Here is a 16,419-nt window from a genome sequence, read left to right as displayed (position 1 = left end):
TCTGATTTCAAAACAGAAAAACCCCTTCTTCATAAGAAGAAGGGGTTTTAATCGCTTCCTCTTATCTTCCAAGCAAAAAAGCTGCTTGCTGGATTTAGCACCTTGGTACATCACATGAAGTGATGCATACCGGTTGCTGAGGTTTCAAAGGGCCAGTCCCTCCACCTCTCACGATAAGAATGTGTTGTCTGTCTGTTCTAATTCTTAATACTGTAACGCATTAAATCTCATTTTTCAAGAGGAAATGGAACAATTAATTGAAATTTTCTGTATTTTATAACAGATTCGGTGTTAACTGAATTGATTGCATGTTAGCATATAGGAACAACATTATTTTTCATGTTACAATGAATGGAAACATTTCACTTTGTGATGAAATCGGTTAGCTGGAGGAATGGATTATGGTGAAGAAAACAGGCATTATTCAAGAAGAAACCTTACATTCAAAAGAACTTGGGGCGGATATGACCCTTTTGATCTATTTGCCAGTCAATTACTCCCCCCTTTATACATATCATGTCATCATTGCCCAAGATGGTCATGATTATTTCCGTTTAGGCAAAATAGGCAGACAGGCAGAAGAATTGATGCAAAACAAAGATATGGAACGCTCCATTATCATTGGTGTCCCTTATGAAAATGTCACGGAAAGACGGAATACGTATCATCCAGATGGCACAAAATTTGAAGCATATAAACGCTTTTTAGCAAATGAACTTGTCCCTTATATTGATACGCACTATCCAACCTATCAAATTGGCTCAGGACGCACGTTTATTGGTGATTCACTGGGTGCTACAATTTCTCTTATGACAGCGATAGATTATCCTTCTTTATTTGGCGGACTCATTTTGCAGTCTCCTTACGTTGATGAGTCAGTCTTAGAAGCTGTTAAACAGTCGACTGCCCTTTCTCATTATGCGATTATTCATCAAATTGGACTGGAAGAAACGGCTGTGAAAACGACAGACGGCCAAGTGCTTGATTTTATTCAGCCGAACGACGATTTAAAGACACTTCTTGAACAGTCAGGTGCAGATTATTTATTTGAGACATTCGAAGGAGATCATAAATGGACGTATTGGCAGCCGCTCATTGCGCCTTCGTTAAAAAGAATGCTCCCATATTCGTTAATCAACTGAATTTTGTTATAATAAACAATAATAAATACTTTCTTAATCAGGAGGGAACAAGATGAAATACGGAGTTGTTATATTTCCATCAAAAAAATTGCAAGATATTGCGAACTCTTACCGGAAGCGTTATGATCCGAACTATGCACTCATACCGCCTCATTTAACACTTAGAACACCTTTTGAATTAACGGATCTAGAAGCGGCTGAGGTCGTCTCAACGCTAAGAGAGTATGCAAAAAATGCTTCTCCTGTTACATTACGTATTAAAAAATTCAGTTCATTCGCTCCTGTAAACAACGTTATTTATATGAAAGTAGAACCGAACGAAGAAATCATGGCACTCAATGAAAGGTTGTATGCAGATCCACTTGAAGGTACACCTGAATATGCCTTTGTTCCGCATGTGACAGTGGCTCAAAAACTATCAGATGATGAGCATTCAGACGTTCTTGGCACATTAAAGCTGAGAAAGATTGACCATGAAGAAACAGTGGATCGCTTCCACCTTTTATATCAATTAGAGAACGGATCTTGGACCGTCTATGAAACATTTATTTTAGGAGAAGAGGGTTAAGTACATTTGAAAACAGTTATCGCAACAGCACAAACACAACGAGAAGATGCATATTACGTTCGAAAAGAAGTATTTGTCAAAGAACAAGAAGTCCCGTTAGAGATTGAAATAGATGAATTAGAAGACGAGGCCATTCATTTTGTCATTTATAATGATGAAATGAAGCCTCAGGCAGCTGCTAGATTGCGGATCATTGAAGGACCAAAGGCAAAGCTAGAACGAATTTGCGTGTTAAAAGAGGCGCGCGCTTTCGGCCTTGGCCACAAACTATTAGAAGCGCTGGAAACAGAAGCCATTGCGAATGGAGCGAAGGAAGCGGTTATGCACGCACAAGTCCAAGCTCTTCCTTTCTACGAAAAGAAAGGCTACAAAGCCGTATCTGAACCATTTGAAGAAGCAGGGATCACACATGTCAAAATGACAAAAACGCTGTCTGTTTGACCAAAAGAAAAAGCCAGAGCATCATCCATGATGTCCTGGCTTTTTCTTTATCATCGTTCGTCAATGGAAGAAAGCGCAATCATTTATATATACGTATTAATATGAACGCCTTTGCCTTCCTCCATAAACATATCTCGTACAAAGCGTTCCCGCTTTTTTTGCTGTACTTTCGTTTCCGCTTCTGTCACTAAGTCCTCTTTTTTCTCCAGTTCTCTGTATACCTTGTCATGAAAGGTGCGAGTAACCTTAGTTACTTTCGCGTAGTCTTCTTTATCCTGAGGAGCAGGACGATTGATATATTGAAAATACAGATCCGGCTGAATCGGGGCTATATATCCCATCAAGAACGCCTCCTTTGCTTCTCTTCTACTCTACTATTCCCTAATAATGACTGTTTGAAACACGTCTCATTTGATATGATTAGATGTGTTTCTTTTTAAGATTGATTAACTATTGGAGGACTAGCTTTGAAATGCGCACGACGACATGATCGAACGATCTCATTACATACGTATTCGAGAGAACATTATCAATTCCTCCATGACGAGGGAAAAAAAGGGCACTTATTCTGCCCATATTGCGGACAACCAGTCTTTTTCAGATTAAATATACATGAAGAACCTGCCTTTATTCATAAACATATGTCTCAGCAAGAGCTGTGTGAACAAGCAGAAGAACAAGAAGATCAGAAAAAACACGCAGAGCGAGAGGAAAGTGCTTCTTATAAAGAACTTGGGGGCTTCCGTTTTCCAACAGGTAAACAAATCATCTCGCAAACGAATGAATCATATGACTGGCAGGAACCAAGGTCGATTCAATTTAGCGATGTGATACATTTAGAAGAAAATGAACAAGCACATACCATCGATCTCTTTCCGCATATCACCTTTAGCACACCGCAGCTTCAAGCTGTCACACATAAAGATGGTCCGATGCTTGTGCTGGCTGGTGCTGGCAGCGGGAAAACAAGAGTCCTGACAGCAAGAGCGGCTTATCTCATGTCACATCATCATATTCCTGCTCACCATATCTTACTCGTGACGTTCACCACAAAAGCCAGCAGTGAAATGAAAGAAAGACTGCGCAAGCAATATCAGCTGCACCCATCACAAGCAAGCCAAGTGGTGACAGGCACCTTCCACAGTCTTTTTTATAAAATGCTGCTTCACGATGACGCAAACAAATGGAACGGCCAGCACCTGATCAAGTTTGATTGGCAGAAGGAACAGTACATTCGAAAAGCCATCATGAATGAAAGACTAGATGAAAAAGACTACCCTACCGATCAAGTCCTGCAATCGATCGGCTATTGGAAAAATGCTTTTTTACCAGGCGATCTTCCTGATTTGAAGGATGAAAAGGAAAAACACATGTGGACGATCTATCAATCTTATGAACAGCAAAAACGAGACAATCAGCAATTTGACTTTGATGACATGGCCATTGCCTGCTTGCACATGCTGACTGAACAGCCTGAACTGCTGAAACGGTATCAAGAACGGTTCAAATATATATTGGTGGATGAATTTCAGGATATAAATCCAGTTCAATATCAATTGATTCAGCTGTTAGCTGGAGAATCTGAGCAGCTATTTTGTGTCGGTGATGATGATCAAGCCATTTATGCCTTTAGGGGCAGTAATCCTGCTTTCATTCTTGAATTTAAACGAGATTATCCTTTGGCTCAGATTGTTCATTTACATGCCAATTACCGGTCGCATCATACGATTGTCGCAAGTGCGGATGCCGTTATTAAGAAAAATCAGCATCGTTATGAGAAAACGTTAAAAGCCGTCCGATCGGAGACAATCCCTCCTACGCTCTTTTATCCATATGACGAGGAAGAGGAAGCGACCATGATCGTGTCAGATATTCAGGAGAAAATTAAAAACGGCGCAAAGCCGAGTGATATCTGCGTGCTCTTTCGCACCAATACGGGAGGCCGCGCGATTTATGAGCGTCTGCATCAATCCGCGATTCCGTATGAGACGGAGGCTGGTGTCAAAGCCTTCTACAGCAGACGAATTGTTCGGGTTCTTCTCGCCTTTCTCTCTTTAAGTCAGGATGCCGATGATGTGTCCGCTATGAAACAGCTGCTTCCGGTTTTCTTTTTAAAGCAGCAGACCTTAAACACAATGAAGGCACTAACCATCACGGAAGATTGTTCAATGGTCGACGCACTCGGAAAAATAACAGATATTCAGCCGTTTCAACGAAAAAAGCTGCAATCTATTGTTCCTCTGTTCAGCACGTTACGAAATTTAAAGCCGTCTGACGCTGTGGCGTTTATTGAACAAAAGATGGGACTTGGTGATTTCTTAAAAAAACGAGTGAACGATACGAATGTACTTGAAAAAGGGGCAGATGATGTACGAGATGTAAAAACCGCTGCCAAACGCTTTGAAACGATTGAAGCCTTTCTCTCACATGCCGAGCATATGAAGTCTGCCGAAAAGGAAAAGACAGACGAACCAGGTGTTCAGCTCATGACGATTCACCGTGCAAAGGGACTGGAATTCCAAACGGTGTACATCACTTGCGTGGTCGACGGAGCACTGCCACATGATTTCTCACTCGATGAACTGAGAAACGGTGATGATGAAGCCTTGGAAGAAGAGCGCCGTTTATTATATGTGGCTATGACAAGAGCTGAACAGTCTCTTTATCTATCGGTTCCATCATTTAGACGAGGGAAAACCACTCATCGCTCGCGCTTTTTATATCCCCTACTAAAGAAAAATCGAGCATTATTCACAGAAAAACAACAGGCCCCCCTTTAAGCGGAGAGCCTGTTGTTTACTTTTTGTTGTTCATCATTTTAGCGATGGTATTGAAATCAAGCTTTTCTTTTCCACTTGTAATCGATTGAACGATTTTGTCTTCCATTTCTTTCGGTACACGTTTATTCGCAAGCTGCGCGACTTTTTTAATGACGCCTCGAACCGTTGCTTCATCTTTAAAGTTAGCATTTTGCAAAGAACCTGCAAGCTTAAAGACATCGTTCATATTCACACCCGTTTTATTTTCAACGCTTTTAAAGAATTTATTATCCATTCATTTGCCTCCTCTTTATGGAGTAATCACCTTACTATATGAAAATAGGCGAGATATGTGCCTATCCTAAAGCCTGGTTTGCCCAAAGAGAAAGGAAAGCAAAAGGCTCCCCCATTGCTTCCCTCACCTTCTTACTGTTTAGTTAAAGAAAGAAGCACCAACGATGATTAGAAGGATGAAAAGCACAACGACAAGAACAAATGTTGATCCATATCCGCCGCCGTAACCTCCGCCGTAGCCGCCGCAAGAACCGCCACCGTAACCGTAACAACTCATATATAAGCACCTCCTCTTCTCCCTTACAAAATATGAAAAATACTACAAATGGTTTGGACGATCACATAAAAAAGTGCGGAATTTTTATTTCTGCTGTTTAAAGACGTAATCTGCCTCTCCATGACGCACAATGAATGCTTCTGTTTCTTTCGCAAAAGCATCCATCTTCTCGCCAAATGCCTTTAAGTGCTGCTCAAGATCCTTCGCTTTATCCGCTAGATCCATTTCACCCTTTTCGTGCGCTTGCTCTTTCCCATCATGGGGTTTAGTGAACAAGGAGCCGATTAATTGTTCGAATGCATCCATTCTGGTCACCCCTTCTCTCTTACATATGCATCACTCAAAAAAAGGGCAACAAAAAAACCGGATAAATCCGGCTTTTGTTTTCTCTTCTATTGAGGTTTCTTTTTGTTTCCACAGCCGCAGCCTGCTTTTTTAATTTTCTTCGTATAAACAGATTGTTGATTTGACTGCGCTGGATAACCTTGAAGCGTATGTGACGGCGTTTCAGTTGGTTTCATCGCAACCCTTCCTTTCCCTATTCCATGATAGTATATGCATTTTTTGAAAGCGTGTCTGATGAGAATGCCTGTTTATTTCACCAGCTTTGAGACAATTGCTTCAATAATGCCTGCTGCTGCTGCAATGGCTAATAGTAAATTAAGCCACATGCTGATGACAGGAAATAGTATGTATATCAGAAGTAAAGCAGCAGTGCACCACATACCAGTACACCAATAACAGCTTAACAGCTCTCCTATCCAAGACCGCAGCCCTTTACCTTTAATGATGATATATGTCTCTACTTCACCTTGTTCATTGATCTCTTCTTGTTCTTCATGAAATAAACGGCGGAAAGGAGCAGTAATGGTATCAAACACAATGAGCCTCGTCAGTCTAAAGGATGCGAGGGCAAACACGACAAATGACAAAGCACCGCTCAGGAGCCTCCACCTCCTTCTTTCTTCTTTTTTGCGTCCTTTCTTTATATATGCAAAAAGAAAGACCGCCATGATGAATCGAGCGGAAATAAAATTGGGTTGTACTTTTTCACACTTTCCGATTCCACCTTGAGCCTCTGCTGCATTAAATAATGTATAGATAAGAAAGGAGTGAAAGTATTGTCTATTGAAGAAAGTGCTGATTTATTATACACACAACTATTAAACGAATTAATCAGCAATTATGATGATTTCATTGAAATCAAAGATTCCGAAAATGTCACGATTCATAAAACAGATGTAACAGCCGCACTCTCCCTTCAAGCGACCGTAACGACAATCATTACTCTTTTAATCCAACTTCTTGTACCAGACGATGAATTGGCTGCAGATATCACAGATCAGCTTTTAGCCACACAACAAGTGACAGTCCAAAAGAAGACTGTGATTCAAATCATCAATTGCTATAACGTCACGATTACACTATCTGATGCATCCATTATGAACTCCGTACAAATTCTCACTCAAACATTGAATGTACTATTAGTTGAAGCCGGCATTCTTTGACCCTTTCTTTTTCTAACATTATGTATGAAAGAGGTGAAATAATCGTGGCTGAAGAGAACGAAAAAAAGGAATTTCAAATCAACACTGAGGTTGATCCATTAACGAGCCTTCTTGTAAGTGATATTTTAAACAAAAACAATATCACAGATGATCAGAAAGCAAATATTTCAGATGATCAAAGAAGAATGATTTTGAAATTAGTTGAGGACTTACAAAAGAAAGCAGATGACTTCGTACAACAGCAGCAGGAGAAAAAAAGGCAGGCTGAGTCAGCAAAACATGTGGAAGAAGTAGCCCCTGAACCGCAAGTACGTCCAAAACGAAATTCACTTCGAGATCGTATTCAACAGCGCCGTGATGCGCAGCGAAACAACGATTAAATAAAAATGGGTTGCGTGATAGGGTAAATGCCTGAGACAAAACCATGCATTCCAGCATTTAATAAAGTAAACGGAAGGAGGAATAGAAATGGATTCTAAACCATATTCTTGGGTCGCTCTAGATCGTAACTGTACACACCACGGACACCACGGCGATTACAACTATGAAAGAAAAGCAGTTTGTGACGGCCACTATTATGATGATGAAGACGTCTTGCAAGACTTTGATCAAGTAAGTGTGACAAAGCAGACATCTGAGGAAGTCATTATCGTTAGAGACTCTTGTGACATTAACGTCTCTTCTGTTGATGCACAGGTTGCAGCATCTATCCAAGTAGCTGTTCAAACAGCGATCATTACCATTACAAACATCTCAATCGCAGATGGTGATTTAGCAGACCGCGTCACACAAGATCTCTTACAAGCCGCTACTCACAAACAAACAAACCGCCAGAAACTTGTCATTGAAAACTCTAGAAACGTTACAGTATCAACAATCGATGCGGACATCTCGATCGCAATCCAAACACTTACTCAAACACTTGTTGCGACAATCGTTGCAATCGGTATCCTCTAATGTCCAAAAGCAGAGCGAAAAGCTCTGCTTTTCCTTTTATAAAAATACAACAAATATAAATAGTCATTTACCCACACCAACTAGAGGGCGCATACATATGTTGTTAAGGACTAAAGTCAAATACCTTGTTAAAGGAGCTGAAATCCATGAGCTGCGGAAAACACCATGGCCGACATGATGAAAACTGTGTATGCGATGCGGTTGATAAGATTTTAGCAGAGCAGGAAGCTGTAGAAGATAAATGTCCTACGAGCTGCTACAGTAATTTATTAAGCCCGACAGTTTCTGGAAAAGATACAATTCCGTTTTTACTTTTTGATAAAAAGGGCGGATTGTTTTCTACTTTCGGAAACATTGGAGGATTTGTTGACGATTGCCAATGCTTCGAATCCATTTTCTTCCGGGTTGAAAAATTACACGACTGCTGTGCTACGTTATCTGTATTAAGACCTGTTGATGTACACGGACATACGCTCAGCGTGTGTCACCCTTGTGACCCTGACTTCTTTGGTCTAGAAAAAACGGACTTTTGTATTGAGGTTGATCTAAACTGCTTCTGCGCAATCCAATGTTTAAACCCAGAACTAGTAGACAGAGTCATGCCATCGAAAGATAAAAAGCATCATCACCACGGCTAAATCAATCATCCGTTGACCTAACTTGTCATGAGTCAAAGCATCCCCTTCCTTACGAATGACAGTCAATCATGCGGAACAGTCAGCATAAGAGCTGCCGCTTCCGCATTGATTGAAAGTAGAAGTATCAACCGGTAAAACAAAAAGCTTGTAGATGATGACAGTGCTCAAACACTCAAACAAATTCCCTAGTATAGGAGGGTTGAATATGAGCCGCAAACATTCATGGAATTGTGTAGCAGAGGCTGTTGAAAATATTAACGACTTACAAAATGCCGTTGAAGAAAAATGTCCGACCAGCTGTTACAGCAATCTCCTTTCTCCATCCCATTCATTAGGTGACACTGTCCCGTTTGTTCTCTTTACCTCTAAATCAAAACCATTCGTCGCATTCGGAAACGTTGGAGAAGTAGATCCAGGTCCTTGCTTTAGCACTACATTTTTCAGAGTCGAACACATCTCTGACCACTGCGCAACACTCAGCTTGCTTATCGCATTTGACAAAGACCGTCATATTTTAGATTTTACAGATAAAGATTCCGTATGTGATGTGTTCCGATTAGAAAAATCGAAGTATTGCATTGAAGTAGATCTTGACTGCTTCTGCGCAATCGAGTGCTTAAATCCACGACTCATCAACCGTAACTGCTAACAAAAAAAGTCCCTCTATGGGACTTTTTTTATTTGTTAAAAACCAAGTGGATGAATCGAGGAAATTTCATCTACTGCTAATTCAACTGGATTTCCCCCGCCCGCTGTTCGAATGACCACTGTATCTTCTTTTCGATCCATGATAATCCCTCTATAAGTTTTACCATCAGCTTCAATCAGGCAAAGGGCTCTTGGCATATTATGAGGCAGGCTTGTGAGAAAATCGACTTTTTCGTCAATGCTCATCTGACTTAAAGGCTTTTTCACTCGTTTTCTTCTAGGTTCTTCTTTTGTTTCATGAAATACACCTTCTGGCGGCTTTTCCTCTTCTTGCTGGGGCTTTCTTTCTTGTGTAAGTTCCGGTTCTTGCGTGATGTCTTGTTCTTGTGTAACCTCAGCTTCTTGCGTGATGTCTTGTTCTTGTGTAACCTCAGCTTCTTGCGTGATGTCTTGTTCTTGTGTAACCTCAGCTTCTTCTGTAATGTCTTGTTCTTGCTGAAGTTCAGATGGCTCGGCTTCTTTTTTCTTCTCGATTTCTTGAGCCACAGGCTCCTCGTGCGTACTTTCTTCGATCACGTCTTTTGCACTCTGATGACTTTCTTGCGGTTTTTCTGATTTCTTTCGCTTTCTCACAATATTTTGCATGGCCGGCATTGATTCATCATAGCTCGGCTGAACAATATACATAAGCGGCTTCTGGTTCTCATCACCTTTATTTGACATACTAATCCCTCCCGAATGATTCATTCCTTATATATATGAGCGGACGACTCAAATCAGAAGAAAAATAAAAAAACAGCATACCCTTATTCGGTATGCTGCAAATCATTTAGTTGTTTAGCGGGCAATGATATGGAAGCCAGAATCAACATGCAGGTTCTCACCTGTCATGCCGCGTGATAGATCACTGAATAAGAATAGCGCTGTATCGCCAACTTCTTCAGGAGTCGTTGTACGGCGAAGCGGTGCACGCTCTTCAATATCCTTCAGAATGGTATTAAAGCCACTGATGCCTTTTGCAGACAGCGTACGAATTGGACCAGCAGAAATACTATTCACACGAATACCTTCTGCGCCTAAATCAGCTGCTAAGTATTTCACACTTGCTTCAAGTGCTGCTTTTGCTACACCCATTACGTTGTAGTTAGAAACTACACGCTCTCCGCCTAGGTATGTAAGCGTGACGATGCTTCCACCTTCTGTCATCAATGGACGTGCTGCTTTTGCTACAGCTGTTAATGAGTATGCGCTAATGTTGTGCGCCAAAAGGAAACCTTCACGGTTCGTGTTTAAGTATTCACCGACAAGTTCTTCTTTGTTTGCAAATGCAATCGCATGCGCAACGCCATGAATGACTTGTACTTTTTCTTTAATTGTAGCGAAACATTTTTCGATTTCTTCGTCACTTGTCACGTCACATGGAAGAATGATTGAATCATCGCGCTCAAGTGTGCTTGCAAGTTCTTTTACAGATTCAGCAAGACGATCTCCAACATAAGTAAAAATCAAACGAGCTCCAGCTTCGTGAAGTGAGCGGGCAATTCCCCATGCGATGCTTCGTTTGTTGGCAACACCCATTACCACGATATTACGGCCTTCTAAAGAAAAGTTCATATGTAATAAAGCCTCCTATTTTTTCAAGACATAGTATTAGTACCTGATCATAATATTATCACAGATCACGAGAGAATGACAATTTCCGCTGCAAGAAAGTTTCTTTTTCATCAAAAAACCGTCCTCTCAAGTGAAGACGGTTCGATCCTCTTATCGTTTGAGCCTGTTTTGCTGATAAGCAAAATGGTTGGTAGGTCCGTGTCCAGCTCCAATATTCAAAGGGAATTTGATGGCTTCATGGACAAAGGTTTCTGCTGTGTCAAAAGCCTTTCTCATGGAGTATCCTTTCGCAATTTCAGCTGTTAATGCCGCTGCAAACGTGCAGCCTGTGCCATGTGTATGCGGGGTATCAATATGTTCGTTTGTGACTTCTATAAAGCCTTTTCCATCATACAACAGGTCTGTTATCATCCCGCCAGAGGGGCCATGTCCCCCTTTGATCACGACATGTTTCGTACCAAGCTCATATAAACGCTCCGCTGCTAGATAGCGATCCTCTTTTGTCTGAATGCGCATGCCTGTCAGCACTTCTGCCTCAGGAAGATTCGGCGTTACGGCATAGCTGACAGGTAGCAAGTGTGTTTTCATCGCTAAGACCGCATCTTCATTTAATAAAGAAGCGCCTCCTTTTGCGATCATCACTGGATCGACAATGAGCTTCATGTCATATTGAACCGTTTTTTCAGCAACTATCTTGATCATATCTGCACTCCACAGCATCCCTGTTTTGACGGCATCTGGCAGTAAATCCTCTGCCACTGCATCAATTTGACTTTCTAACGCCTCGATTGAAAGCGGATATACCCCATGAACACCTAGTGTGTTTTGTGCTGTAATCGCTGTGATTGCAGACATTCCGAACACACCGAGCTCCTGAAAGGTTTTTAAATCAGCTTGAATGCCTGCTCCGCCGCCAGAATCAGAACCTGCGATTGTAAATGCTTTTTTAATCGTCATTTCATCACACCTCTCATTAGCCAATCCATTGATGATAAATGGTTCTTGCTTTTGCCATATCATTTGTGCCATGGACAAGGGCTCTGCCGTCTTTAAATAAGACAAGCTTATATTCATCCTTTTGACAGGAAAGCAAATACGGATTTTCAAGGACATCCATCCCTGCTTTCTTTAACCGAAGAGCCACTTCGTGTAACGAAGGCGGAGTTTCAGCTGCACTGCGGATTTGGACCGTATTGCGGCCGCATAGTACATCTGCCTTTGCTCTCTTGTCATAGGAGAGAAAAGGATATGTTTTCATTCCGCAGCTTGGACATTGTTTTTTCTTTAAGGAACTGGCTGATCGGATGTCAGACCGTTCATTGGTCCATAAATCAAACGATCTTAAAATCGGCGTCACTTGATGACCCGTTAAATACTTCAGGGCATCTGCCACTTGATATGCTGCCACCTGCTGCACAACTGGACTAATGATACCGGCTGTATCACATGTCATGCCCTGTGCGGGTAAATGTTCAAGCAGACAGTGTAAACACGGTGTTTCACCAGGAATGACAGTAAATTGAATACCATAGCTGGCAACGCAAGCTCCATAAAGGAATGGAATTTGATGTTTCACAGCAGCATCATTAGCGATCATTCTCACTTCAAAATTATCCGCTGCATCGACAACGATTGAAGCGCCGCTGACCAGTTCATCAATATGTTCAGCGGTCACATCGACGACGATTCCTTTGACCTGTACGTCACTATTTATCTGTTTGAGTCTATTTTCAGCCGCCACGGCCTTTGGCAGCCGATCCTGCACATCTTGCTCTGTGTAAAGCTGCTGACGCTGAAGGTTGCTCCACTCAATATAATCTCGATCCAAAATGGTGACAGATCCAACGCCAGCACGAACGAGCATTTCGGCACTAGCTGTTCCAAGCGCCCCTGCACCAATAATGACAGCCTTTGAGTCATTTAACCGCTTTTGCCCCTCTGTGCCGATTGGCTGAAAGAGCTCTTGACGTGAATAACGAGTGCTCAAAATGCCGGCATTCCTTCCTGCGGGCTACTTGCTGTCCCGTAGTTTTTCAATGGAATGCGTCCTGCCTCGAAGCCTAGTCTTCCTGATTCAATCGCCAGTTTCATGGCTTTTGCCATTTTCACAGGGTCCTTAGCGCCTGACACAGCTGTGTTCAGTAATACAGCGTCAGCTCCTAGTTCCATCGCATAAGCCGCATCTTTTGGAGAGCCTACACCAGCATCAATAATCACTGGTACCTTCGCCTGCTCGATAATAAATGAGAGATTCAGAGGGTTTAGTAAGCCTTGCCCTGAACCAATCGGCGAAGCACCTGGCATGATAGCATGGACACCAAGCTCTTCTAATTTTCTTGCCAGTACCACATCATCAGATGTATATGGCAGCACGATAAATCCTTCTTCGAGTAGCATTTCGGATGCTTTTAACGTTTCGACTGGATCTGGTAGAAGAGACCTTGAGCAGCCAATGACTTCTACCTTGATCATGTCACACAGTCCGGAAGCCTTCGCTAAGCGAGCAATACGAACTGCCTCTTCTGCTGTACTTGCACCAGCTGTATTCGGAAGCAGCGTATATTTAGATAAATCAAGCTGTTCCAAAAAGTTAGGCTGAGATGCTTCGAAAATGTTCATTCTTCTCACAGCAAAGGTTAATATTTCTGCTTCTGATACGTTCACAGCTTCTTTTTGAATTTCAAATGATGGGTACTTCCCTGTACCAAGTAATAATCTAGATGTGAATGTTTTTCCGCCAATATGCAGCATGTTGTCATCCTCCTCCTACAAAGTGAACGATTTCGATTGTGTCATTAGGTTGAATTTTCACTTGTTGAAACGCTTCTTTATCAATAATTTCTTGGTTCTTTTCCACAATCACTACTCGATTTTCAAGGTGATAGTCTGATAGCAGGTCATAGATCGTTCCATTCTCTTGATCGAAATCAACGATTCTGCCATTCAATTGAATTTTCATACAAACAGTGCCTCCTTTCGGTCAATACGAAACGCGTGAAGCCATTCTTTTTTGACCGGTTCACCTAATATCAGGTCGCGAATGATCTTTCCAGTAATCGGAGCAAGTAAAATACCATTTCTGTAATGACCAGCAGCAAAAAGAATACGCCGATCTTCTGGGTGTCTTCCGATGTAGGGATGCTGGTCGCTTGTCGCCGGACGAAGGCCAGCCCAGCACTGATCAATCGGCATCTCCTTGATCGAAGGCATCAGCTGTGACGCCTTTTGAATGACAGCTTCGATACCGCCAAGCGTTGGAACAGTTTGCCACTCGTTTGGCTTCATCGTTGCGCCAACGATCAGTTTGCCGCTATCTCGTTGAACGATGTAACAATGATCATGGTAAATGGTGTGTTGGAGTGCTGGACCATGATTCCATACAGACACACATTCCCCTTTTACTGGATAAAGAGAATGAGATAATCCAAGCTCTTCAAAAAAATGGCCAGACCATACACCACTTGCTACAGTTAGTTCATCACATGTGAATGTTCCCATCGTTGTTCTAATTGCTAACGCTTCTTTCTCCCGCTTCACTTCGATCACGGGTGTACACTCTTTCACTTCTGCCCCGTACCTGACCGCCGCCTGCCAAAATGCTCGGCATACCGCATAAGGTTCGACATGGACATCCTCTTTAATCAAACCTGCTCCTAGGATGTTCTCTGCCATTTGAGGCATGCATTTTTTTACGCTGCCTGCGTCCATCCACTCAAATGTAGACAAATGCTGCATCCGGCAAAGTGCTTGTTTCTCCTCTTCGGTAAAGGCTACCTTCATGATACCGCCCACTGATGTTCGAATATCAATGCCAGATTCATGCCGTAAATCGACTTTTAACTTCTCGTACAATGCCTGGCTTGCTCTGCCTGCTTGAAAGAAAATATCCTCATGACCCTCTCCTTCAGCATGTGCACCAAGCATCCCAGCAGCAGCACTTGTCGTTTGCTTCCCTGCCTCATTCGCCTCAAATAAAACGACCTGCTTTCCTGCTTTTGCAAGGTGATAGGCAATGGACATCCCTATGACTCCACCACCAATGATCGCCACATCATAATGCTTCTTCATAAGGATTCTCCTTTACTTGTTTAGAAAATGCTTGTGCCATCTTGCGCGGCTGATGATGAGTAAAAATTCCAGACATGACAGCAATCCCTTTCACATTCGCTTGTCTCAATTCTGGAACGCGCTCAGGTGTCACACCACCGATTGCCACCACTGGTATAGACAGTACAGATGTCAGTTCTTCCACAAGCTGTATGCCTCTTGCCTGAAGTCCTGGTTTACAAGTGGTGTCATATACGTGCCCAAACATGACATATTCTGCTCCATTTTTCTCAGCTGCTTTCCCTTCTTCTATCGAATGAACGGAGACACCCACATGAAGATGAGGGAATTTTTTCCGCAGCTCTTTTGGCGAAAAGCTATGGCCCGGGAGATGTACCCGGTGAATATTGGTGAGCAGCGCAACGTCTACTCTGTCGTTGATCATGAGCTTCTCTTTTGGTACACCTTCTAAAAGGAGACATTTCACGATATCAACAAGCTCACTTGCTGTTTTAGACCGTTCCCGTATATGAATAAAATCCACTTCAGATACAATGGCTATTATTTGTTTGATCAGCTCTTCCGCAGGAAGCGAATCATTTGTCACTGCGTGGAGTTCCATTTGCACCAACCCCATCTAAGCATGCTGTTTGCCACATTTCTTTTTGATACGCCATCTCCCAGAAATGGTATTCGTAATAGCTAGAAATCACAAAATTTTCTTTCATATTGGCCTGCACATGTTCTGGTGCTTTTTCGGCTAGTTCATCAAAGCGGTTGACCTGTTCAAAGACGAGCTCCTTAAACCAATCCCCTCCATATGTCAAAATCCATTCTTGATAAATCGGATGGTCAGGTGTGGTTTGTTTCAGCTTTTCACCCACCTCATAATAAAGCCAGTAGCACGGCAATAACGCAGCCAATATCTCTTCGAATCGTCCGCTTTTCACAGATCGGTACATATGTGAGGTATACGCGTAAGCAGTTGGAGATGGCTTAAAGTTCTCGATGGCTTCATCTGAAATCTCTAAAAGCTCTGTAAACTTTCTATGCAGCGACAGCTCCGCTTCATACGTCCCCTGCGCATGATATGCCATTCTGCCCGTCGTATGTAAGTCCTCACTAATCGCCGCTCCATATGCTTGCACCTTTGCAAAATGAGTTAAATAATATGAATCCTGCATCACGTAATAAGTGAAACGATCGAGTGACAGCGTGCCATCTCCAATCCCTTTCACAAAGGGGTGTGTAAAGCTTCCATTCCACCATGTTGCTGCTGCTTCTTTACATTCAGTTGAAAACGTCATGTTTCTCTCCTCCTGTTTTTCCATATAAAAAAACCACTTTCCATATGGAAAGTGGCTTGGAATTTGTCAAAAGCATAATCAAAAACCGCACCACTTCCCTACGCAGGTATGAACCTGTTCAGGTAATGAGGGTCTAAAAGTCAATACTTTTATCTCAGCCCTTTTAAAGGACTCCCCTAGTGGATCAAATATATGATGTTGTACTTCTATCTTAATCAG

24 protein-coding genes and 2 riboswitches are annotated in these 16,419 nt (G+C 42.2%); of the genes, 9 read left to right on the top strand and 15 right to left on the bottom strand.

Annotation, left to right across the window (positions count from 1 at the left end):
- Nucleotides 1–58 precede the first annotated feature (58 nt).
- A riboswitch (SAM riboswitch) is annotated at nt 59–180 on the bottom strand.
- A gap of 221 nt (nt 181–401) precedes the next feature.
- Genes MHH68_RS05915 through MHH68_RS05905 form a run of 3 tightly spaced genes read left to right on the top strand, consistent with a single transcriptional unit; the run spans nt 402 to nt 2,151 of the window.
- A complete protein-coding gene (locus MHH68_RS05915; protein WP_339165529.1) occupies nt 402–1,142 on the top strand; it encodes an esterase family protein in 741 nt (246 codons plus the stop codon).
- Between the two features lie 52 nt (nt 1,143–1,194).
- Nucleotides 1,195–1,710: a YjcG family protein gene (locus MHH68_RS05910; protein WP_058014268.1), complete on the top strand. Its 516-nt coding sequence runs from the start codon at nt 1,195–1,197 to the stop codon at nt 1,708–1,710.
- Nucleotides 1,711–1,716: 6 nt separating this feature from the next.
- Entirely contained in the window at nt 1,717–2,151 is a 435-nt protein-coding gene (locus MHH68_RS05905; protein ID WP_058014269.1) for a GNAT family N-acetyltransferase, read from the top strand.
- A gap of 83 nt (nt 2,152–2,234) precedes the next feature.
- On the opposite strand, the gene MHH68_RS05900 is transcribed toward MHH68_RS05905, so the two are convergent.
- Nucleotides 2,235–2,492 carry a hypothetical protein gene (locus MHH68_RS05900; RefSeq protein WP_058014270.1) on the bottom strand — a complete coding sequence of 86 codons (258 nt, stop codon included), beginning with the start codon at nt 2,490–2,492 and terminating at the stop codon, nt 2,235–2,237.
- Nucleotides 2,493–2,618: 126 nt separating this feature from the next.
- Between MHH68_RS05900 and MHH68_RS05895 the strand changes: the two genes are divergently transcribed.
- A complete protein-coding gene (locus tag MHH68_RS05895) occupies nt 2,619–4,931 on the top strand; it encodes an ATP-dependent helicase (RefSeq protein WP_339165527.1) in 2,313 nt (770 codons plus the stop codon).
- A 16-nt stretch (nt 4,932–4,947) separates the two neighbouring features.
- On the opposite strand, the gene MHH68_RS05890 is transcribed toward MHH68_RS05895, so the two are convergent.
- The 5 genes from MHH68_RS05890 to MHH68_RS05870 all read right to left on the bottom strand — a co-directional run bounded on the left by MHH68_RS05890 (nt 4,948) and on the right by MHH68_RS05870 (nt 6,425).
- A complete protein-coding gene (locus MHH68_RS05890; RefSeq protein WP_003212292.1) occupies nt 4,948–5,205 on the bottom strand; it encodes a stage VI sporulation protein F in 258 nt (85 codons plus the stop codon).
- Between the two features lie 138 nt (nt 5,206–5,343).
- Nucleotides 5,344–5,481, bottom strand: coding sequence for a YjcZ family sporulation protein (locus MHH68_RS05885; RefSeq protein WP_003212017.1), 138 nt, complete (start codon nt 5,479–5,481; stop codon nt 5,344–5,346).
- 84 nt (nt 5,482–5,565) lie between these two features.
- Nucleotides 5,566–5,787, bottom strand: a complete 222-nt coding sequence (locus MHH68_RS05880) for a hypothetical protein (RefSeq protein WP_061407379.1) — start codon at nt 5,785–5,787, stop codon at nt 5,566–5,568.
- A gap of 86 nt (nt 5,788–5,873) precedes the next feature.
- On the bottom strand, nt 5,874–6,002 hold the full coding sequence (locus tag MHH68_RS05875) for a hypothetical protein (protein ID WP_003211271.1): 129 nt from the start codon (nt 6,000–6,002) through the stop codon (nt 5,874–5,876).
- A gap of 72 nt (nt 6,003–6,074) precedes the next feature.
- Nucleotides 6,075–6,425, bottom strand: coding sequence for a DUF1360 domain-containing protein (locus tag MHH68_RS05870; protein WP_058014494.1), 351 nt, complete (start codon nt 6,423–6,425; stop codon nt 6,075–6,077).
- 177 nt (nt 6,426–6,602) lie between these two features.
- Here MHH68_RS05870 and MHH68_RS05865 point away from each other — a divergent pair, with 177 nt between their 5' ends.
- From MHH68_RS05865 to MHH68_RS05845, 5 genes are all read left to right on the top strand, one after another.
- Entirely contained in the window at nt 6,603–6,989 is a 387-nt protein-coding gene (locus MHH68_RS05865) for a spore coat protein (protein ID WP_058014273.1), read from the top strand.
- A gap of 44 nt (nt 6,990–7,033) precedes the next feature.
- Nucleotides 7,034–7,369, top strand: a complete 336-nt coding sequence (locus MHH68_RS05860) for a hypothetical protein (RefSeq protein WP_058014274.1) — start codon at nt 7,034–7,036, stop codon at nt 7,367–7,369.
- An 88-nt stretch (nt 7,370–7,457) separates the two neighbouring features.
- Entirely contained in the window at nt 7,458–7,946 is a 489-nt protein-coding gene (locus MHH68_RS05855) for a spore coat protein (protein ID WP_058014275.1), read from the top strand.
- A gap of 146 nt (nt 7,947–8,092) precedes the next feature.
- Nucleotides 8,093–8,584, top strand: a complete 492-nt coding sequence (locus MHH68_RS05850; protein WP_003211658.1) for a CotY/CotZ family spore coat protein — start codon at nt 8,093–8,095, stop codon at nt 8,582–8,584.
- Between the two features lie 205 nt (nt 8,585–8,789).
- Nucleotides 8,790–9,233 carry a CotY/CotZ family spore coat protein gene (locus MHH68_RS05845; RefSeq protein ID WP_339165526.1) on the top strand — a complete coding sequence of 148 codons (444 nt, stop codon included), beginning with the start codon at nt 8,790–8,792 and terminating at the stop codon, nt 9,231–9,233.
- A gap of 35 nt (nt 9,234–9,268) precedes the next feature.
- On the opposite strand, the gene MHH68_RS05840 is transcribed toward MHH68_RS05845, so the two are convergent.
- The 9 genes from MHH68_RS05840 to tenA all read right to left on the bottom strand — a co-directional run bounded on the left by MHH68_RS05840 (nt 9,269) and on the right by tenA (nt 16,200).
- Nucleotides 9,269–9,955 carry a CotO family spore coat protein gene (locus MHH68_RS05840; protein WP_339165525.1) on the bottom strand — a complete coding sequence of 229 codons (687 nt, stop codon included), beginning with the start codon at nt 9,953–9,955 and terminating at the stop codon, nt 9,269–9,271.
- Nucleotides 9,956–10,069: 114 nt separating this feature from the next.
- A complete protein-coding gene (fabI, locus tag MHH68_RS05835; protein WP_003211867.1) occupies nt 10,070–10,846 on the bottom strand; it encodes an enoyl-ACP reductase FabI in 777 nt (258 codons plus the stop codon).
- A 150-nt stretch (nt 10,847–10,996) separates the two neighbouring features.
- Nucleotides 10,997–11,803 carry a bifunctional hydroxymethylpyrimidine kinase/phosphomethylpyrimidine kinase gene (gene thiD / locus MHH68_RS05830; RefSeq protein WP_339165523.1) on the bottom strand — a complete coding sequence of 269 codons (807 nt, stop codon included), beginning with the start codon at nt 11,801–11,803 and terminating at the stop codon, nt 10,997–10,999.
- A gap of 16 nt (nt 11,804–11,819) precedes the next feature.
- The gene (locus MHH68_RS05825; RefSeq protein ID WP_339165521.1) at nt 11,820–12,833 is read right to left on the bottom strand and encodes a thiazole biosynthesis adenylyltransferase ThiF; all 1,014 of its coding nucleotides are present in this window, start codon (nt 12,831–12,833) and stop codon (nt 11,820–11,822) included.
- Complete coding sequence (locus tag MHH68_RS05820; protein ID WP_058014279.1) at nt 12,830–13,597, bottom strand: thiazole synthase; 768 nt, start codon at nt 13,595–13,597, stop codon at nt 12,830–12,832. Before MHH68_RS05820 ends, MHH68_RS05825 begins: the two co-directional genes overlap by 4 nt.
- A gap of 4 nt (nt 13,598–13,601) precedes the next feature.
- Nucleotides 13,602–13,805: a sulfur carrier protein ThiS gene (thiS, locus tag MHH68_RS05815; protein ID WP_180309222.1), complete on the bottom strand. Its 204-nt coding sequence runs from the start codon at nt 13,803–13,805 to the stop codon at nt 13,602–13,604.
- Nucleotides 13,802–14,914: a glycine oxidase ThiO gene (thiO, locus tag MHH68_RS05810; RefSeq protein ID WP_339165518.1), complete on the bottom strand. Its 1,113-nt coding sequence runs from the start codon at nt 14,912–14,914 to the stop codon at nt 13,802–13,804. The genes thiS and thiO overlap by 4 nt, the downstream gene beginning before the upstream one ends.
- On the bottom strand, nt 14,898–15,515 hold the full coding sequence (gene tenI / locus MHH68_RS05805; protein ID WP_061407366.1) for a thiazole tautomerase TenI: 618 nt from the start codon (nt 15,513–15,515) through the stop codon (nt 14,898–14,900). The genes thiO and tenI overlap by 17 nt, the downstream gene beginning before the upstream one ends.
- Nucleotides 15,490–16,200, bottom strand: a complete 711-nt coding sequence (gene tenA / locus MHH68_RS05800; protein WP_061407363.1) for a thiaminase II — start codon at nt 16,198–16,200, stop codon at nt 15,490–15,492. Before tenA ends, tenI begins: the two co-directional genes overlap by 26 nt.
- Nucleotides 16,201–16,278: 78 nt before the next feature.
- Nucleotides 16,279–16,388: riboswitch (TPP riboswitch) on the bottom strand.
- Nucleotides 16,389–16,419: the final 31 nt, after the last annotated feature.

The organism is Bacillus sp. FSL K6-2841, assembly GCF_037976435.1.
GTDB lineage: Bacteria > Bacillota > Bacilli > Bacillales > Bacillaceae > Bacillus > Bacillus pumilus.
The sequence above is the reverse complement of the archived record's forward strand: the minus strand, read 5'-3'. Positions and strand labels throughout refer to the sequence as shown.

Bases quoted from the DNA above. Each gene is read 5' to 3' on its own strand.
- MHH68_RS05840 (WP_339165525.1), bottom strand. From the start codon at position 9,955: ATGTCAAATAAAGGTGATGAGAACCAGAAGCCGCTTATGTATATTGTT.
- MHH68_RS05915 (WP_339165529.1), top strand. From the start codon at position 402: ATGGTGAAGAAAACAGGCATTATTCAAGAAGAAACCTTACATTCAAAA.
- fabI (WP_003211867.1), bottom strand. From the start codon at position 10,846: ATGAACTTTTCTTTAGAAGGCCGTAATATCGTGGTAATGGGTGTTGCC.
- MHH68_RS05885 (WP_003212017.1), bottom strand. From the start codon at position 5,481: ATGAGTTGTTACGGTTACGGTGGCGGTTCTTGCGGCGGCTACGGCGGA.
- MHH68_RS05850 (WP_003211658.1), top strand. From the start codon at position 8,093: ATGAGCTGCGGAAAACACCATGGCCGACATGATGAAAACTGTGTATGC.
- MHH68_RS05845 (WP_339165526.1), top strand. From the start codon at position 8,790: ATGAGCCGCAAACATTCATGGAATTGTGTAGCAGAGGCTGTTGAAAAT.
- tenI (WP_061407366.1), bottom strand. From the start codon at position 15,515: ATGGAACTCCACGCAGTGACAAATGATTCGCTTCCTGCGGAAGAGCTG.
- MHH68_RS05855 (WP_058014275.1), top strand. From the start codon at position 7,458: ATGGATTCTAAACCATATTCTTGGGTCGCTCTAGATCGTAACTGTACA.
- MHH68_RS05820 (WP_058014279.1), bottom strand. From the start codon at position 13,597: ATGCTGCATATTGGCGGAAAAACATTCACATCTAGATTATTACTTGGT.
- MHH68_RS05880 (WP_061407379.1), bottom strand. From the start codon at position 5,787: ATGGATGCATTCGAACAATTAATCGGCTCCTTGTTCACTAAACCCCAT.
- MHH68_RS05900 (WP_058014270.1), bottom strand. From the start codon at position 2,492: ATGGGATATATAGCCCCGATTCAGCCGGATCTGTATTTTCAATATATC.
- tenA (WP_061407363.1), bottom strand. From the start codon at position 16,200: ATGACGTTTTCAACTGAATGTAAAGAAGCAGCAGCAACATGGTGGAAT.
- thiD (WP_339165523.1), bottom strand. From the start codon at position 11,803: ATGACGATTAAAAAAGCATTTACAATCGCAGGTTCTGATTCTGGCGGC.
- MHH68_RS05875 (WP_003211271.1), bottom strand. From the start codon at position 6,002: ATGAAACCAACTGAAACGCCGTCACATACGCTTCAAGGTTATCCAGCG.
- thiS (WP_180309222.1), bottom strand. From the start codon at position 13,805: ATGAAAATTCAATTGAATGGCAGAATCGTTGATTTCGATCAAGAGAAT.
- MHH68_RS05910 (WP_058014268.1), top strand. From the start codon at position 1,195: ATGAAATACGGAGTTGTTATATTTCCATCAAAAAAATTGCAAGATATT.
- MHH68_RS05890 (WP_003212292.1), bottom strand. From the start codon at position 5,205: ATGGATAATAAATTCTTTAAAAGCGTTGAAAATAAAACGGGTGTGAAT.
- thiO (WP_339165518.1), bottom strand. From the start codon at position 14,914: ATGAAGAAGCATTATGATGTGGCGATCATTGGTGGTGGAGTCATAGGG.